The sequence below is a fragment of the Oryzobacter faecalis genome (assembly GCF_046764005.1).
Lineage (GTDB): Bacteria > Actinomycetota > Actinomycetes > Actinomycetales > Dermatophilaceae > Oryzobacter > Oryzobacter faecalis.
This window is the reverse complement of the sequence record NZ_JBKOFW010000003.1, coordinates 88,416-103,855: the sequence shown is the minus strand read 5'-3', so window position 1 is coordinate 103,855 and position 15,440 is coordinate 88,416. Positions and strand designations below refer to the sequence as shown.

The following is a 15,440-nucleotide window of genomic DNA, read 5'->3' as shown; positions in this document are numbered from 1 at the left end:
GCCATTCTCACCCGTCGCCGAGTGCGGCCAGGGCCACGTTGAGCTCGAGGACGTTGACCCGGTCCTCGCCGACGACACCGAGCGGCGCCTCCCGGATGTGCTCGCGGACGAGGGCCAGGACCTGCGCCTCGTCCAGGTCGCGCGCCTTGGCCACGCGCGGCGCCTGGAAGCGGGCGTACTCCGGGGAGATGTCGGGGTCCAGCCCGCTCGCCGAGGCGGTCAGTGCGTCGGCGGGGATCCGCTGCGGCGCAGCGGGGTTCGCCTCGCGCAGGGCATCCTCTCGTTCCGCCACGGCGGCGGCGAGGTCGGGATGGGACGCGCCCAGGTTCGACCCGCCGCTGGTCTCGCCGGAGGCGTCGGACGCCGACGGCCGTCCCTGGAACCACTCGGGCCCCGAGGGCGGCTGGCCGAGGAGGGCGGACCCCACCTCCCGCCCGCCGACGACGACCGGCTGGCCGGCCGCGCGGTCGGGGACGAGTTGGCCGACGCCCAGGATCGCGGCGGGGTACAGGACACCGCACACGACGGTGAGGACGAGGAGCGCCTTGGCGGCGGCGGCGAGCTGGCGGGTCATGTGGTCACCTCAGAGACCGGGGATCTGGGACACGAGGAGGTCGATGGCCTTGATGCCGACGAAGGGCACGACGATTCCCCCGAGGCCGTAGACGAGCAGGTTGCGCCGCAGCATCGCGTGGGCGGACAGCGGGCGATAGCGAACGCCCCTGAGCGCCAGCGGGATCAGCGCCACGATGATGAGCGCGTTGAAGACGACCGCGGAGAGCATCGCGGACTCGGGGCTGGACAGGCGCATGACGTTCAGCGCCTGCAGTCCGGGGACGATGCCGACGAACATGGCCGGGATGATCGCGAAGTACTTCGCGAGGTCGTTCGCGATGGAGAACGTCGTCAGGGCGCCCCGGGTGATGAGCAGCTGCTTGCCGATGGCGACGACGTCGATGAGCTTGGTCGGGTCGGAGTCGAGGTCGACCATGTTGCCGGCCTCCTTCGCCGCCGACGTGCCCGTGTTCATCGCCACACCGACGTCGGCCTGGGCGAGCGCCGGGGCGTCGTTGGTGCCGTCACCGGTCATCGCGACGAGGCGCCCGCCCTCCTGCTCCTGCCGGATGAGCGCCATCTTGTCCTCGGGCGTCGCCTCGGCGAGGAAGTCGTCGACCCCGGCCTCCTCGGCGATCGCCTTGGCCGTGAGGGGGTTGTCGCCCGTGATCATCACCGTGCGGATGCCCATGGCGCGCAGCTGCTCGAACCTCTCGCGCATCCCGGGCTTGACGACGTCCTTGAGGTGCACGACCCCGAGGACCCGCGGCGCCTCGCCCGGGGCGGCCTCGGCCACGACGAGCGGCGTCCCGCCGGACGCGCTGATGCCGTCGACGTGGACCTCGAGGTCGCCGGAGACCGTCCCGCCGTTCTCGCGGACCCAGGCGGACACCGCGCTCCCGGCGCCCTTGCGAACCCGCGTGCCGTCGGGGAGGTCGACGCCCGACATCCGGGTCGTCGCACTGAACGGCACCACCTCGGCGCCGGTCCGGCGGAGGGAGACGACGTCGCCGAGCACCGCGGCCACGACGCCGTCGGTTTCGTCGGCCACGACGAGCTCGACGATCGAGCGTCCCTCGGGCGTCTCGTCCGCGAGCGAGGCGAGGTGGGCCGCGCGGGCGAGGTCCGCGCGCTCCACCGAGTGCACCGGCACGAGCTCGCTCGCCCGCCGGTTGCCGAAGGTGATCGTGCCCGTCTTGTCCAGGAGGAGGGTGCTGACATCGCCGGCGGCCTCGACGGCCCGCCCCGACATGGCGAGGACGTTGCGCTGCACGAGCCGGTCCATGCCGGCGATGCCGATCGCCGAGAGCAGGGCGCCGATCGTCGTGGGGATGAGGCAGACGAGGAGCGCGACGAGGACGACGAGCGAGAGGCGCCCGCCCGAGTACACCGCCATCGGCTGGATCGCCCCGACCGCGAGGACGAACATGATCGTCAGCGTCGTGAGCAGGATCGACAGCGCGATCTCGTTCGGGGTCTTCTGCCGCGACGCGCCCTCGACGAGCGCGATCATCCGGTCGACGAACGTCTCGCCCGGCTTGCTCGTGATCCGGACGACGATCCGGTCGGAGAGCACCGTGGTCCCGCCGGTGACGGCGCACCGGTCCCCGCCGGACTCCCGGATGACGGGGGCCGACTCCCCGGTGATCGCCGACTCGTCGACGGTCGCGACCCCCTCGACGACGTCACCGTCGCCGGGGATGACTTCCCCGGCCTCGACGACGACGTGGTCGCCGAGCACGAGGGCGGTGCCCGCGACCTCCTCCTCCGAGCCGTCGGCGCGCAGCCGCCGGGCGGTCGTCTCGGTGCGCGTGCGGCGCAGCGTCTCGGCCTGGGCCTTGCCACGCCCCTCGGCGACGGCCTCGGCGAGGTTGGCGAACAGGACGGTGGCCCACAGCCAGAGGGTGACCGCGACCGCGAACACCGAGGGCTCGAGGACGGACAGCGCCGTCGTCAGCACCGACCCGACCCACACGACGAGGATCACCGGGCTGCGCCAGAGGTGGCGCGGGTCGAGCTTGGCGAACGCCGCGGGCAGGTTCTGCCAGGCGGTGCGCGCGAGGGTCGAGGTCATGACAGCGCCTCCGCGACCGGTCCCAGGGCGAGGGAGGGGAAGAACGTCAGGCCGGCGACGACGACGACGGTGCCGATGACGAGGGTGGTGAAGAGCGGGGTGTGGGTGGGCATCGTCCCGGGCGTGACCGGTCGGCGCCGCTGCGCCGCGAGCGATCCCGCGAGACGCAGGACGAGGACGATCGGCAGGAAGCGGCCCACGGCCATGCATCCCGCGAGCAGCAGGTTGAGGAAGGGCTGGTCCGCCGAGAGGCCCGCGAACGCCGAGCCGTTGTTGTTCGCCGCCGAGGCGACGGCGTACATCAGCTCGCTGAGACCGTGCGTGCCCTCGTTGAGCCGGGCGTCGAGCGAGACGGGGAGGACGACGGCGAGACCGGTGCCCAGGAGCACCAGCGCGGGCATCGTCAGGGTCACGAGCGCCGCGCTGGTGACCTCCGAGCGACCGATCGTCTTGCCGAGCAGCTCGGGCGTGCGGCCGACCATCAGGCCGGCGATGAACACCGCGAGCACGACGACGACGAGGTAGGAGCAGAGCCCCGTCCCGACCCCGCCCGGCGACACCTCGCCGAGGAGCATGCTGAGCAGCGGGACACCGCCGCCGAGGGCGCTGTACGAGTCGTGCATCGAGTTGACGGCACCGGTCGAGGTGCCTGTCGTGGCGGCCGCGAAGAGCGTCGACCACGGGAGGCCGAAGCGCACCTCCTTGCCCTCCATCGAGCCGAGCGGGCCCGAGGACGCCGCAACCTCCGCCCAGGTGGTGAGGACGACTCCGGCGAGGAGCAGGGTGCCCATGACCGCGGCGGCGACGGCCCCCTGGCGGCGGTCGCGGACCAGGAGGCCGAACGTGTACGGGAGGGAGAACGGGATGAGGAGGAGCAGGACGATCTCGAGGACGTTGGTCCACGGGCCGGGGTTCTCGAACGGGTGGGAGGAGTTGGCGTTGAAGAACCCCCCGCCGTTGGTGCCGAGCTCCTTGATGGCCTCCTGCGAGGCGACCGGGCCGCCCTGGACCACCTGCGACACCCCCGTGAGGGTCTCGATGGTGTGCGGCGCGGCGAGGTTCTGGATGACGCCGCCGAGCAGCAGCAGCACCGCGGCGACGGCCGCGAGCGGCAGGAGGACGCGCACGGTCCCGCGGACGAGGTCCACCCAGAAGTTGCCGACCCGGTCCGTCTCCGCGCGGGCCAGGCCGCGCACGACGGCGATCGCCACGGCGAGGCCGGTGGCCGCCGAGACGAAGTTCTGCACGGTGAGCCCGAGCATCTGGACCGTGTGACCCGTGCCCGCCTCGCCGGCGTAGGACTGCCAGTTCGTGTTCGTCGTGAACGAGACGGCCGTGTTGAGCGCGGTGTCCCAGTCCATCGACCGGTCGAGCGACCACGGCAGCCGACCCTGGACGAGGACGAGCACGAACAGCAGCGCGACGGAGGCCGCCGCGAGGGCGAGCACCGAGCCGGCATACCCGCTCCAGCGCTGCTCGGTGCGCGGGTCGACGCCCACGACCCGGTAGATGACACGTTCGACGCGCCAGTCGGACTCGTCGATGAAGACGCGGTGCAGCCACGACCCCAGCGGCACGTGGGCGGCCGCCAGCACGGCGGCCACGAGGAGGACGGCGGCGCCGGTCTGGACGGCGGTGCTCATCGTCGTCCCTCAGAACCGGTCTGGGTGGACGAGGGCGTGGGTCAGGTACGCGAGGAGGAGCAGGGCGATCGTGCCCGCGAGGAGGTCGTGCCACATGCCGTCCACGCAAGCAGCGGCGGCGCGGTCGCCCGGGGTCGCTGATGCCCCCCGACGGTGTCTTGACGCGATCCTGACGCCACGCCCTCCCCGCACCGGAATCGACCAATAGGTCGATCTCAGCACGCCCTCCCCGTAACGGAATCGACCAATAGGTCGATCTCAGCACGCCCGCCCGCGTACGCATCCAGCGGTCAGCGGGCGTGGAACTCCGGGTCGCGCTTGCCGAGGAAGGCCCGCACGCCCTCGCGGTGGTCCTCGGTGGCGGCGAGGCGGCGCTGCCCGGCGTCCTCGCGGGCCAGGGCGGCCTCGACGTCGAGCGAGGCGGCGTTGACCGCAGCCGCCGTCTCGCCGAGGGCCCCCGTGGCGCCCCGGGCGAACGAGGCGAGGAGCAGCTCCGCCCGGGCCGCGAACTCCTCGGCGGGCACCGACTCGGCGACGAGCCCCCAGTCGGCGGCGGTGCGGCCGTCGAGCCGCTCCCCCGTCATCGCGAGGCGGAGGGCGCGTGCCCTCCCGACCGCTGCCGTCACCAGGGCGGTCGCGCCGCCGTCCGGCATGAGCCCGATCCGCGCGAACGCCAGCACGAAGGGCGCCTCGTCGGCGGCCAGCACGTAGTCGCAGGCCAGGGCCATCGGCACCCCGATGCCCGCCGCGACCCCGTGGACGAGGGCCACGGTCGGAGTCCGGGCAGCGAGCAGCGTGCGCACGACCTCGGCACCTGCATCGAGCACGCCCATGTCCGCACCCGACTCCGACAGCGGTGCGCCGGAGCAGAACCCGCGCCCCTCCCCACTGAGTGCGATGACGCGCACGGCCGGGTCGTCATCGAGGCGCCGCACGGCCGCGACGACCTCGGCGCACATCGCCGGGTCCACCGCGTTCAGCCGGTGCGGAGCGTCGAGGACGACGAGCCCGGCACCGCCCTCGACCTCGACCCGGACGCGGGCGGCGGGCTGTTCGGGGTTCTCGCTCATGGCCCCCATCGAACACCCTCAGGCCTGGTGGACGGCGCCGCATCCGACGAGCGCCGAGACCTCCTCCTCGGAGAACCCGTGGCTCGTCAGCCACGCGACGGTGTCGGCCCCCGGTGCAGGCTCCGGTCCGGGGTCGAGCGACGGCGTGCCGGACAGCCGGGGCGGCGTGCGGGGTACCGGGTGCCCGGACGGCCCCGGAGCGAAGGTCCCCCGCGCGGCGAGCTGGGGGTGCGACGCGGCCTCGGCGAGCGACAGCACCGGCGCGACGCAGGCGTCCGACCCGGCGAAGTGCTCGGCCCACGCGTCCCTCGTCCGCAGCCGGAAGGCGGCCGCGAACGCCGCACGCTGCGCCGGCCACCCCTCCGTGTCGTACTGGTCGACCCCGACGTCGACCCCGAGACCGTCGACGAGGGCCCGCCAGAACTCCGGCTCGAGGGCCCCCACGGCGACGAACTCCCCATCGGCGCAGGCGTACACGTCGTAGAACGGCGCCCCGCCGTCGAGGAGGTTGGCCGCTCGCTCGTCGCGCCAGCCTCCCGCGCCGAGGAGGCCGTGGACGAGGCTCGCGAGGTGCGCCGCGCCCTCCACCATCGCCGCGTCGACGACCTGGCCGCGTCCGGTGCTCGACCGCGAGACGAGGGCCGCGAGGATGCCGGTCACGAGGTACATCGACCCGCCCGCGAAGTCGGCGACGGGTGGGACCGGGACGACGGGGCGCTCCTCCGGCCCGAGGGCGTGGAGCGACCCGGACACGGCCGCGTAGGTGAGGTCGTGGCCCGCACTGCGTGCCCACGGACCCGTCTGGCCCCACCCCGTCATCCGGCCGTGGACGAGCCGCGGGTTGCGCGCCAGGCACTCCGACGGCCCGAGCCCCAGCCGCTCGGCGACGCCGGGCCGCCACCCCTCGACGAGGACGTCGGCCTCGTCGACGAGGCGCTGCACGAGCGCCCGACCGTCCGGGTGCTTGAGGTCGACGGCGATGCTCGGCCTCGACCGCCGCAGCCCGCCGGCGAGCGCCAGCGGGTTCGTCTCGTGCGGGCGGTCGACCCGGACGACATCGGCCCCCAGCTCGGCGAGGACCATCCCGGCGAAGGGCACCGGGCCGATGCCGCCGAGCTCGACGACCCGGATGCCCGCGAGCGCCCCGCCACCCGCGTCCGACCCCGGACCCACCCCCGGCGGGACGATCACGACGGCACCCCGCGCACCGAGACCGCCGGGGCCCGGTCGCCGCGGATCGACGCGACCATGTCGACGACCCGCCGGGTGGCCCGGACGTCGTGCGCCCGGAACACCGTGGCGCCGAGCCACGCCGCGACCGCCGTGGCGGCCAGCGTGCCCTCGAGCCGGTCGTCGGCCTCGAGCGCCAGCGTCTCGCCGACGAAGTCCTTGCGCGAAAGCGCCTGCAGCACAGGGAACCCCAACGCGACGACGGCCTCGGTGTGCCGCAACAGCGTCAACGAGTGCGCCGTGGTCTTGCCGAAGTCGAGGGTCGGGTCGACGAGCACCCGGTCGGCCGCGACCCCGGCCTCCACGGCCCGCGCGGCCCCCTCACCCAGCACGCGCAACGCGTCGTCGACGACCCCGAGCGGCTCGGGCGGGTAGGTCACGCCCACGGGGTCGGTCCGCGGCGGCAGCCCGCCGGTGTGCGAGACGACGTACCCCGCTCCCACCGACGCCGCCACGTGGACGAGGTCGGGGTCGGCCCCCTGCCACGTGTCGTTGACGAGGTCCAGGCCCGCCTCGGCCGCCGCCGTCGAGGCCACCGACGCCCGCCAGGTGTCGAGGCTGAGGACGAGGTCCGGATGTGCGTCCCGGGCGAGGGCGAGGAAGGGCACGACCCGCTCGACCTCCTCCTCGGCCGACACGACCGGCCCCTCCTGCCCGGCCCGGACCCCACCGACGTCGACGACGTCGGCGCCGGACTCGACCGCCTCGTCGAGGGCGCGCCGGGCGGAGTCGAGGTCGCTGTGCCGGTTGCCGGACCAGAAGGAGTCGGGCGTGCGGTTGACGATGGCCATGACCGCCGGCCGCGCGGCGGAGAACTCTCGGCCGCGCAGGCGGAGGACGGCCGGGGGCGCGGGAACCCGCGCCGGCACCGTCACCGGGCCGCCGGGACCAGCTCGCGCAGCCCCGGGAGCACCTGCTCGGTGAAGGTCGTGAGGAAGCGCTCCTGGTCGTGCCCGGGTCCGTGGACGACGAGGTGGTCGAACCCGAGGTCGGTGTAGACGCGCATGGCCTCGACCACCTCCTCCGGCTCGGACGCGACGATCCAGCGCTTGGCGACCTGCTCGATCGGCAGCTCGTCGGCCGCCTTCTCCATCTCGGCCGGGCTGTGGATCGAGTGCTTCTGCTCGGCGGTGAGCGACAGCGGCGCCCAGAACCGCGTGTTCTCCAGGGCCTGTCCGGGATCGGGGTCGTAGGACACCTTGACCTCGATCATCCGGTCGACCGCGTCGGCCGCACGCCCGGCCTTCGACAGCCCCTCGTCGACCGCCGGCACGAGCTGGTCGGCGTAGAGCTCACGCCCCTTGCCCGAGGTGCAGATGAACCCGTCCGCCACGCGCCCGGCGTACCGGGCGACCATCGGGCCACCCGCGGCGACGTACACGGGCACCGGCTCCTCCGGGCGGTCGTAGATCGCGGCGTCCTCGGTTCGGTAGTACTCCCCCTCGAAGCTCACCCGGTCCTCGGTCCACAACCGGCGCATCAGCTGCACCGACTCACGCAGCCGGGCGAACCGCTCCTTGAACTCGGGCCACTCCCCCTCGCCGACCGACCCGACGGCGACCTCGTTGAGGGCCTCGCCCGTGCCGACCCCGAGGAGCACCCGCCCCGGTGCCAGACAGGCCATCGTCGCGAAGGTCTGTGCCACCACCGCCGGGTTGTAGCGGAAGGTCGGCGTCATCACGGACGTCCCGAGGACGACCCGCTCGGTGCGGGCGAGGACCCACGCCATCCACGCCATCGAGTTCGGCGCGTGACCACCCTCGAGCCGCCACGGCTGGAAGTGGTCCGAGACGGTCACCGAGTCCAGCCCCAGCTCCTCGGCGCGCACGGCGTAGCCCGCGAGCTCCTCGGGCGAGAACTGCTCCGCCGACGCCTTGTAGCCGACTCTCAGCACGACACGCTCCTCGATCGGTGGGTGGGACCTGGCCCAGTCTCACATCCCTCCGACCGTCGGACCCCTCCTGTCGAGGTCTAGCGTTGTGGCATGGCCACGGACCTCATCGACCTCACCGGCCACGAGCAGGTCGCCTTCTGCCGCGACCCGGAGACCGGGCTGCGCGCCGTCATCGCCCTCCACGACACCGCCCTCGGGCCGGGTCTGGGCGGCACCCGGTTCCACCCCTACGCGTCGATGGACCACGCCCTCGCCGACGTCCTGCGCCTGTCGCGCGCGATGACGAGCAAGAACGCCGTCGCCGGGCTCGACCACGGCGGCGGCAAGGCCGTCATCGTCGGCGACCCCACCCGGGACAAGACACCCGAGCTGCTCCGCGCGTACGGGCGCTTCGTGGAGTCCCTGGGGGGCCGCTACGTCACCGCGTGCGACGTCGGCACCTACGTCGCCGACATGGACGTCGTCGGCGAGTCGACCCGCTGGGCCACCGGCCGCTCCCCCGAGCGCGGCGGCGCCGGCGACTCCTCCGTGCTCACCGCGTGGGGCGTCTTCCAGGGGATGCGGGCCGCTGCCCAGCACGTGTGGGGGGAGCCGACGCTCGCCGGGCGCCGGGTCGGGATCGCCGGGGTCGGCAAGGTGGGGCGCCGGCTCACCGAGCACCTCCTCGAGGACGGCGCCCACGTGGTCGTCACCGACGTCTCCGACGACGCGGTCCGGTCGCTGCTCGCGGATCACCCGCAGGTCACGGCCGTGGCCGACGCCTACGACCTGGTCCGGACCGACCTCGACGTCTACAGCCCCAACGCGCTCGGTGGCGCCCTCGACGACCACACCGTCGACGTCCTGCGCGTGCAGGTCGTGTGCGGCGGCGCCAACAACCAGCTCACGAGCGAGGGCGGGGGCGGCACCGCCGACCGGCTCCGGGCGCGCGGGATCACCTACGCACCGGACTTCCTCGTCAACGCGGGCGGCGTCATCCAGGTGAGCGACGAGCTGAACGGCTTCGACATGGACCGCGCCCGGGCCCGGACCACCGGGATCTTCGACCAGACCCTCACGGTCCTGCGCGAGGCCGACGAGCACGACGTCAGCCCCGCGGTGGCCGCCGACCGCCTCGCCGAGCGGCGGATCGCGGCCGGCGGACGGCGACCCTGGCTGCCCGGCGACCCGGTCGGGACCCGGGGCTCCTGAGCCCCCGGCCTCCTCCGGCCGGGCGTGGCCGGGAACACGGCGCGCCGGTGCGCCGTTGTCCGGGACGGCGTCGCCGGACCGCCCGCTGTCATGTACCGTTGGCGCCACGACACACACACGATTCCCGGGACCGCTCCGCGACGTGGGATGACCCCAGAAACGGGGCCGTCCGACTCGCGATGCCGCCCCGGCAGACGCACGAGGGGGTCACGCCATGGGGCGCGGCCGAGCCAAGGCCAAGCAGACGAAGGTCGCTCGCGAGCTGAAGTACTACAGCCCGGACACCGACCTCTCCGCGCTTGAGCGAGAACTACACGGAACCAGCCAGGGCGGTGGCCGCGCGACCAGCGAGGACCGCGACCTGGAGGACGAGGACGACTACGGTCAGTGGTCCTCGGGTCGGCGTTGACGCCGACCTGACCCGTCACCTCGTGCGACCCGCGCCGACGGCGCGGGCTCACGGGGTGCCAGTTCCCTGACCGGCCCCCGGTCGCGCATTCCCACAGGTGGGCCGCCCTCACGCGGTCCCCGGGCGGTCCTATGCTCGCCCCATGAGTGAGACGACGGTTGCCGCGACGCAGCGGCTCGGGGTCGAGACCACCGGCATCGAGATCATCGACGAGGCCGAGCGCACCGCCCGCCCCCGTGACCTGTTCTGGCCGTGGTTCGCGGCCAACGTGTCCGTCTTCGGCATCTCGTACGCGGCGTTCGTCCTCGGCTTCGGCATCTCGGTCTGGCAGGGCGTCCTCGTCACGGTGCTCGGGATCGTCGTCTCCTTCCTCCTCTGCGGGCTCGTGGCCATCGCGGGCAAGCGGGGCTCGGCCCCGACGATGATCCTGTCGCGGGCCTCGTTCGGCGTGACCGGGCAGAAGGTCCCCGGCGTCCTGTCCTGGCTCGTCTCCATCGGCTGGGAGACCTTCCTCGCCATCCTCGCGGTCCTCGCCACGGCGACGATCTTCGAGCGGCTCGGCTGGGGCGGGGGCACCGGCACGAAGGTCGCGGCGGCCGTCGTCGTCGCGCTGCTCATCGTCAGCGCCTCGGTCGCGGGCTACCACGTCATCATGCGAATGCAGTCGGTGCTCACGTGGGTCACCGGCGTCGTCACGGTCGTGTTCGTCGTCGTCGCGGCGGGGGAGATCGACTGGTCCGCGGTCGCCGCCGTGCCGTCGGGCTCCTTCCAGTCCGTCATCGGCGCCTTCGTCATGCTGATGACGGGCTTCGGTCTGGGCTGGATCAACATCGCCGCCGACTGGTCGCGCTACCAGCACCGGTCGTCGCCCGGTGCGGCCATCGTCTTCTGGAACACCTTCGGCGGCGCGATCGCCCCGGTCCTGCTCGTCACCTTCGGGCTGTTCCTCGCGGCGTCCGACCCGGCGATCCTCGAGGGCATCCCCGCCGACCCCATCGGCACCCTCGCCTCGGTCCTGCCCACGTGGTTCCTCGTGCCCTTCCTCGTCGCGGTGATCCTCTCCCTCGTCTCCGGGGCGGTCCTCGGCATCTACTCGTCCGGCCTGACCCTGCTCTCGCTCGGTGTGCGGATCCCGCGGCCGGCCGCCGCGCTCATCGACGGCGTCATCCTCACCCTCGGCACGTTCTTCGTCGTCTTCGTCGCCGAGGACTTCCTCGGCCCGTTCCAGAGCTTCCTCATCACCCTCGGGGTTCCGCTCGCCGCGTGGGCCGGCATCTTCATCGCCGACCTCGCGCTGCGCCGCAAGGACTACGACTGGGGCCGGGACGGGGCCGACGCGCTGTTCGACGTGCGGGGCCGGTACGGCGCCTGGGACTGGACCTCGATCGCGACGATGGTCGTGGCCTCCCTCGTCGGCTGGGGCCTGGTCGTCAACAACTTCGCCGCGGACGCCGCCTGGAACAACTGGCAGGGCTACCTCCTCGAGCCGCTCGGCCTCGGCACCTACGTCGACGACCCCGCCGGGCCCTACTGGGACGGCGCCTGGCCCTACTCGAACATCGGCGTCCTGCTCGCCCTCGTCATCGGGTTCGCCGTCACCTACGTCGCCCGCCGTCGCGCGGTCGCCCGCCAGGAGTCCGAGGCCCGCGCGGCGGCGCCCGCGGCCGAGCGGGCCCGGTGACCGCACCCGCCACCCCCGTGCCCGAGGTCGTCGACGGCGGCTGGCTCGTCGTCGTCGACCCGCAGGCGATCTTCGCCGACCCGACGACCTCGGCCTGGGGCTCGCCGATGTGGACGGAGGTCGCGCCGCGCATCGCCGCCCTCGCCGAGGCATACGGCCCCGAGCGCACCGTCGTCACGCGGTTCGTGGCAGACCCCTCGCTCGGCGGGTCGTGGGGGCCGTACTACGACGCGTGGCCGTTCGCCCTCGTCCCCGACGAGGACCCGCTCTACGCCGTCGTCCCCGAGCTCGCCAACGTCGCGGTGCACGTCGTGACGATGGGGACCTTCGGCAAGTGGCCGGGGCTGCGCGAGGTCGTCGGCGACGACGCGCACCTCACCGTCACCGGGGTGTCCACCGACTGCTGCGTGCTCTCGACCGTGCTGCCCGCCGCCGATGCGGGCGCGACCCTGCGCGTGTACGCCGCCGGGTGCGCGGGCTCGACCACCGAGAACCACGAGCGCGCGCTCGGCGCGATGGCCCTCTACGGACCGCAGGTCGCCGTCGTCTGACCCGGAGTCAGAGGACGCCGGTGAGGCGGAGGACGAGCGCCCCGGCGACGACCCCGAGCAGGGCCCCCGTCACCCCGTTCGCCCGCGCACCGAGGGCGTCACCACGCGCGAGGGTCGCCGTCGCGGCGAGGCCGGTGCACCAACCGAGGAACACGCCCGGGAGCACATCGGCGGCGATCCCGACACCGTCGACGCCACCGGGTGGCGAACCGGGCCGGACGACCTCGACCGCCCGGACCACCAGCGATGCCGCGACGAGGACGAGCGCGAGCCATCCCGCGAGTGCCACGCTCGCCAGCGTGAGCACCCCCACGGCCCAGCGCCGGGCCGTGGCCCAGCGCCGGGCCTCGACCACGTCGCGTCGTGTCCCGGGCACCGGCGTGGCCCCTGCGCCACGCGGGTGAGGGGGAGGGACGGGCACGGCGGTCGACACGCCCTCGAGGATGACGCCGTGGCGCGACCGCCGTCATGGGCCCCCGTACTCATCTCCCCGGCGCCCGCGAGGTCACGCACACCAGGCCTCGTGCAGCAGAAGGCCTCCTTCCCGGGCGCTGGCCCGGCCCGGACGCCGGGCCTCATCGTCATGCGCATCGACGACACCGTCGGGCCGGCACGTTCACCGTCCCGGCTCGGACCGTGGCGGTGTTCGTCCAGCGCTGAGGTGACGGCTCGATGGACACCCGGCGCGCGTCATCCGCTCGACGCGCGCCGGGCTGGATTGTGCGGCAGGCTCACCGGCCATGACCGGACACCACCGGAGGAACCGCACCCGCACCCTGGGCGTCGCCCTCACCCTCGCCCTGATCTCCGTCCTCGGCCTGGCCGCCACCCCGTCGCAGGCCGCGGCCCCCCTCACGGTGGCCCAGGCCATCGGCCAGCAGGACGGCTCGACCCAGACCGTCCGCGGCTACGTCGTGGGCCAGCCGACGGCGACGAACACCGTCGTGACGTCGGGCTACCCGAACGACTACGCCCTCGCCATCGCCGACACCGCGTCGACGACGAACACCTCGCAGATGCTCTACGTCCAGATCCCCTCGGCGTTCCGCGCGCAGTGGGGGCTCAGGACCAACCCGACCCTCAAGGGCAGGCAGATCGACGTCACCGGCACGCTGGCCGCGTACTTCTCCCACCCCGGGATGACGGGCACGTCGGCCTTCGCGTTCGCCGGCGGCACCCAACCACCGCCCGGCGGGACCAGCCCGTGGGACAGCACCTACTACGCGCCGGCCGTGGGCAGGACGGGCAGCGCCCTCAAGACCTCGCTCCACGACATCATCGACGGCAACACCCGCCTGACGTACGACCAGGTGTGGGAGGCGCTCAAGGACACCGACCAGGACCCGAACAACTCGGCCAACGTGCGCACGCTGTACTCCGGTCTCTCCCTGTCGAAGACGTTGAACGGCGGGGACCCGGACGACTGGAACCGTGAGCACACGTGGGCCCAGTCGCACGGCGGCTTCGGCACCGTGGCAGGTCCCGGCACCGACGTGCACCACCTGCGCCCCGAGGACGTCACGGTCAACTCGACCCGCGGCAACAAGGACTTCGACCTCGGCGGCAGTGCCGTCAGCCAGTGCTCCGACTGCTGGACCGACAGCGACTCCTTCGAGCCGCGCGACGCCGTCAAGGGTGACGTCGCCCGGATGCTCTTCTACATGGCCGTCCGCTACAACGGCGACGACGGCTTCGCCGACCTCGAGCTGAACAACACGGTCAACGGCTCGACGGCCTTCCACGGCAAGCTGTCCGTCCTCCTGCAGTGGAACACCGAGGACCCCGTGGACGGTTTCGAGATGCGGCGCAACGACCGCATCCACGCGGCGTGGCAGGGCAACCGCAACCCGTTCATCGACCACCCCGAGTGGGCCACGTCGATCTGGGGCTAGGGGTCAGGCCGTCGGGTGCTCTCCGACGACCTGGACGGCTCCGCCCTCGACACCCTTGGCGCCCCGGACGACCTCGACGCCGTCCTCGACCGGTGCCGTGGCGGCCTCGTGGACCTCGCCGATGACCCACGTGCGGATGCCGCGGGCCTCGAGGTGGGCGACTGCGGCGCCGACCCCGGTGGGGGGCAGGACCGCGACGAAGCCGACGCCCTGGTTGAGGGTGCGCTCGAGGTCGGCTCGGGGGACGCCGCCGAGGGCCTGGACCGTGGAGAAGACGGCCGGCGGGGTCCACGTCGCGCGGTCGAGCCGGGCGTGCACGTGCCGGGGGAGGACGCGGGCCAGGTTGGCGGCGAGCCCGCCACCGGTGACGTGCGAGAGGGAGTGGACGTCGACGCCCTCGAGGCGGACGAGGTCGAGCAGGTCGGCGGCGTAGACGCGGGTGGGCTCGAGCAGCTCCTCACCCAGGGTGCGCCCGAACTCGTCGACGTGGCGGTCGAGCTCCCAGCCGGCGTGGGCGACGACGCGGCGCACGAGCGAGTACCCGTTGGAGTGCAGACCACTGCTCGCGAGGCCGAGGACGACGTCGCCCGGGACGACCCGCTGCGGACCGAGGACGTCGGCGTACTCGACGACCCCGGTGGCCGCGCCTGCGACGTCGTACTCGTCGGGGTCGAGGAGCCCGGGGTGCTCTGCGGTCTCGCCTCCGACGAGGGCGACCCGCGCCTGCTCGCAGGCGCGCGCGATCCCGGACACGATCGCGGCGATCCGCTCGGGGACCACCGTGCCCGTGGCGATGTAGTCGGTCATGAAGAGCGGCTCGGCGCCGCAGACGACGATGTCGTCGACGACCATCCCGACGAGGTCGAACCCGATGGTCTCGTGCCGGTCGAGGGCCTGGGCGATGGCGACCTTCGTGCCGACGCCGTCGGTGCTCGTCGCGAGGACGGGGCGCGCCATCCGGGCGATGGCTGAGGCGTCGAACATCCCCGCGAAGCCCCCGAGCCCGCCGAGCACCTCCGGTCGCGTCGCGCGCCGGACGCTCGCCTTCATCAGCTCGACGGCCTTGTCACCGGCCTCGACGTCGACGCCGGCCTCGGCGTAGGTGATGGAGGTCGGGGTCGGCTCGCTCACGCCGGGCAGCCTACCGGCGCCCCGACGCCGCCCTCCCCCGCGTCCGCCCGCTCCATCCTCGAGTCGTGTGCCCAGCTGGCTGCCGGGGCGGCCAGCTGGGCACACGAGGCGGGCGGGGG

Annotated in this window: 15 protein-coding genes; 5 read left to right on the top strand and 10 right to left on the bottom strand. The window is 73.5% G+C overall.

Annotated elements, in window-relative coordinates:
* Window positions 1-7: 7 nt before the first annotated feature.
* From kdpC to fgd, 8 genes are all read right to left on the bottom strand, one after another.
* Window positions 8-574, bottom strand: coding sequence for a potassium-transporting ATPase subunit KdpC (gene kdpC, locus ACK8HX_RS07155; RefSeq protein WP_411939989.1), 567 nt, complete (start codon window positions 572-574; stop codon window positions 8-10).
* 9 nt (window positions 575-583) lie between these two features.
* Entirely contained in the window at window positions 584-2,629 is a 2,046-nt protein-coding gene (gene kdpB / locus ACK8HX_RS07150; RefSeq protein ID WP_411939988.1) for a potassium-transporting ATPase subunit KdpB, read from the bottom strand.
* Window positions 2,626-4,272 carry a potassium-transporting ATPase subunit KdpA gene (gene kdpA, locus ACK8HX_RS07145; protein WP_411939987.1) on the bottom strand — a complete coding sequence of 549 codons (1,647 nt, stop codon included), beginning with the start codon at window positions 4,270-4,272 and terminating at the stop codon, window positions 2,626-2,628. Before kdpA ends, kdpB begins: the two co-directional genes overlap by 4 nt.
* A 9-nt stretch (window positions 4,273-4,281) precedes the next feature.
* Entirely contained in the window at window positions 4,282-4,368 is an 87-nt protein-coding gene (locus tag ACK8HX_RS07140; protein WP_411940335.1) for a potassium-transporting ATPase subunit F, read from the bottom strand.
* Between the two features lie 194 nt (window positions 4,369-4,562).
* Window positions 4,563-5,342, bottom strand: coding sequence for an enoyl-CoA hydratase-related protein (locus ACK8HX_RS07135; protein WP_411939986.1), 780 nt, complete (start codon window positions 5,340-5,342; stop codon window positions 4,563-4,565).
* Between the two features lie 18 nt (window positions 5,343-5,360).
* Window positions 5,361-6,533: a CaiB/BaiF CoA transferase family protein gene (locus ACK8HX_RS07130; protein ID WP_411939985.1), complete on the bottom strand. Its 1,173-nt coding sequence runs from the start codon at window positions 6,531-6,533 to the stop codon at window positions 5,361-5,363.
* Window positions 6,530-7,447 (bottom strand): dihydropteroate synthase, encoded by a 918-nt coding sequence (gene folP, locus ACK8HX_RS07125; RefSeq protein ID WP_411939984.1) that lies wholly within the window; start codon window positions 7,445-7,447, stop codon window positions 6,530-6,532. Before folP ends, ACK8HX_RS07130 begins: the two co-directional genes overlap by 4 nt.
* A complete protein-coding gene (gene fgd / locus ACK8HX_RS07120; RefSeq protein ID WP_411939983.1) occupies window positions 7,444-8,466 on the bottom strand; it encodes a glucose-6-phosphate dehydrogenase (coenzyme-F420) in 1,023 nt (340 codons plus the stop codon). The genes folP and fgd overlap by 4 nt, the downstream gene beginning before the upstream one ends.
* A gap of 90 nt (window positions 8,467-8,556) precedes the next feature.
* Between fgd and ACK8HX_RS07115 the strand changes: the two genes are divergently transcribed.
* The 4 genes from ACK8HX_RS07115 (at window position 8,557) to ACK8HX_RS07100 (ending at window position 12,298) form a co-directional block, all read left to right on the top strand.
* Window positions 8,557-9,657: a Glu/Leu/Phe/Val family dehydrogenase gene (locus ACK8HX_RS07115; protein WP_411939982.1), complete on the top strand. Its 1,101-nt coding sequence runs from the start codon at window positions 8,557-8,559 to the stop codon at window positions 9,655-9,657.
* Between the two features lie 214 nt (window positions 9,658-9,871).
* A complete protein-coding gene (locus tag ACK8HX_RS07110; RefSeq protein WP_411939981.1) occupies window positions 9,872-10,066 on the top strand; it encodes a DUF3073 domain-containing protein in 195 nt (64 codons plus the stop codon).
* A 142-nt stretch (window positions 10,067-10,208) separates the two neighbouring features.
* Window positions 10,209-11,747, top strand: coding sequence for a purine-cytosine permease family protein (locus ACK8HX_RS07105; protein WP_411939980.1), 1,539 nt, complete (start codon window positions 10,209-10,211; stop codon window positions 11,745-11,747).
* Window positions 11,744-12,298, top strand: a complete 555-nt coding sequence (locus tag ACK8HX_RS07100) for a cysteine hydrolase family protein (protein WP_411939979.1) — start codon at window positions 11,744-11,746, stop codon at window positions 12,296-12,298. Before ACK8HX_RS07105 ends, ACK8HX_RS07100 begins: the two co-directional genes overlap by 4 nt.
* 7 nt (window positions 12,299-12,305) lie before the next feature.
* Here the strand turns inward: ACK8HX_RS07100 and ACK8HX_RS07095 are convergent, their stop codons facing one another.
* Window positions 12,306-12,674, bottom strand: a complete 369-nt coding sequence (locus ACK8HX_RS07095) for a hypothetical protein (protein WP_411939978.1) — start codon at window positions 12,672-12,674, stop codon at window positions 12,306-12,308.
* A 364-nt stretch (window positions 12,675-13,038) separates the two neighbouring features.
* Here ACK8HX_RS07095 and ACK8HX_RS07090 point away from each other — a divergent pair, with 364 nt between their 5' ends.
* Entirely contained in the window at window positions 13,039-14,190 is a 1,152-nt protein-coding gene (locus tag ACK8HX_RS07090; RefSeq protein ID WP_411939977.1) for an endonuclease, read from the top strand.
* Between the two features lie 3 nt (window positions 14,191-14,193).
* Here ACK8HX_RS07090 and purM read toward each other — a convergent pair whose 3' ends face one another.
* Window positions 14,194-15,321, bottom strand: coding sequence for a phosphoribosylformylglycinamidine cyclo-ligase (gene purM / locus ACK8HX_RS07085; protein ID WP_411939976.1), 1,128 nt, complete (start codon window positions 15,319-15,321; stop codon window positions 14,194-14,196).
* Between the last annotated feature and the right edge of the window lie 119 nt (window positions 15,322-15,440).

Coding starts and splice junctions, on each gene's coding strand:
- kdpC (WP_411939989.1), bottom strand. CDS start 574: ATGACCCGCCAGCTCGCCGCCGCCGCCAAGGCGCTCCTCGTCCTCACC.
- kdpB (WP_411939988.1), bottom strand. CDS start 2,629: ATGACCTCGACCCTCGCGCGCACCGCCTGGCAGAACCTGCCCGCGGCG.
- kdpA (WP_411939987.1), bottom strand. CDS start 4,272: ATGAGCACCGCCGTCCAGACCGGCGCCGCCGTCCTCCTCGTGGCCGCC.
- ACK8HX_RS07140 (WP_411940335.1), bottom strand. CDS start 4,368: ATGTGGCACGACCTCCTCGCGGGCACGATCGCCCTGCTCCTCCTCGCG.
- ACK8HX_RS07135 (WP_411939986.1), bottom strand. CDS start 5,342: ATGAGCGAGAACCCCGAACAGCCCGCCGCCCGCGTCCGGGTCGAGGTC.
- ACK8HX_RS07115 (WP_411939982.1), top strand. CDS start 8,557: ATGGCCACGGACCTCATCGACCTCACCGGCCACGAGCAGGTCGCCTTC.
- ACK8HX_RS07110 (WP_411939981.1), top strand. CDS start 9,872: ATGGGGCGCGGCCGAGCCAAGGCCAAGCAGACGAAGGTCGCTCGCGAG.
- ACK8HX_RS07105 (WP_411939980.1), top strand. CDS start 10,209: ATGAGTGAGACGACGGTTGCCGCGACGCAGCGGCTCGGGGTCGAGACC.
- ACK8HX_RS07090 (WP_411939977.1), top strand. CDS start 13,039: ATGACCGGACACCACCGGAGGAACCGCACCCGCACCCTGGGCGTCGCC.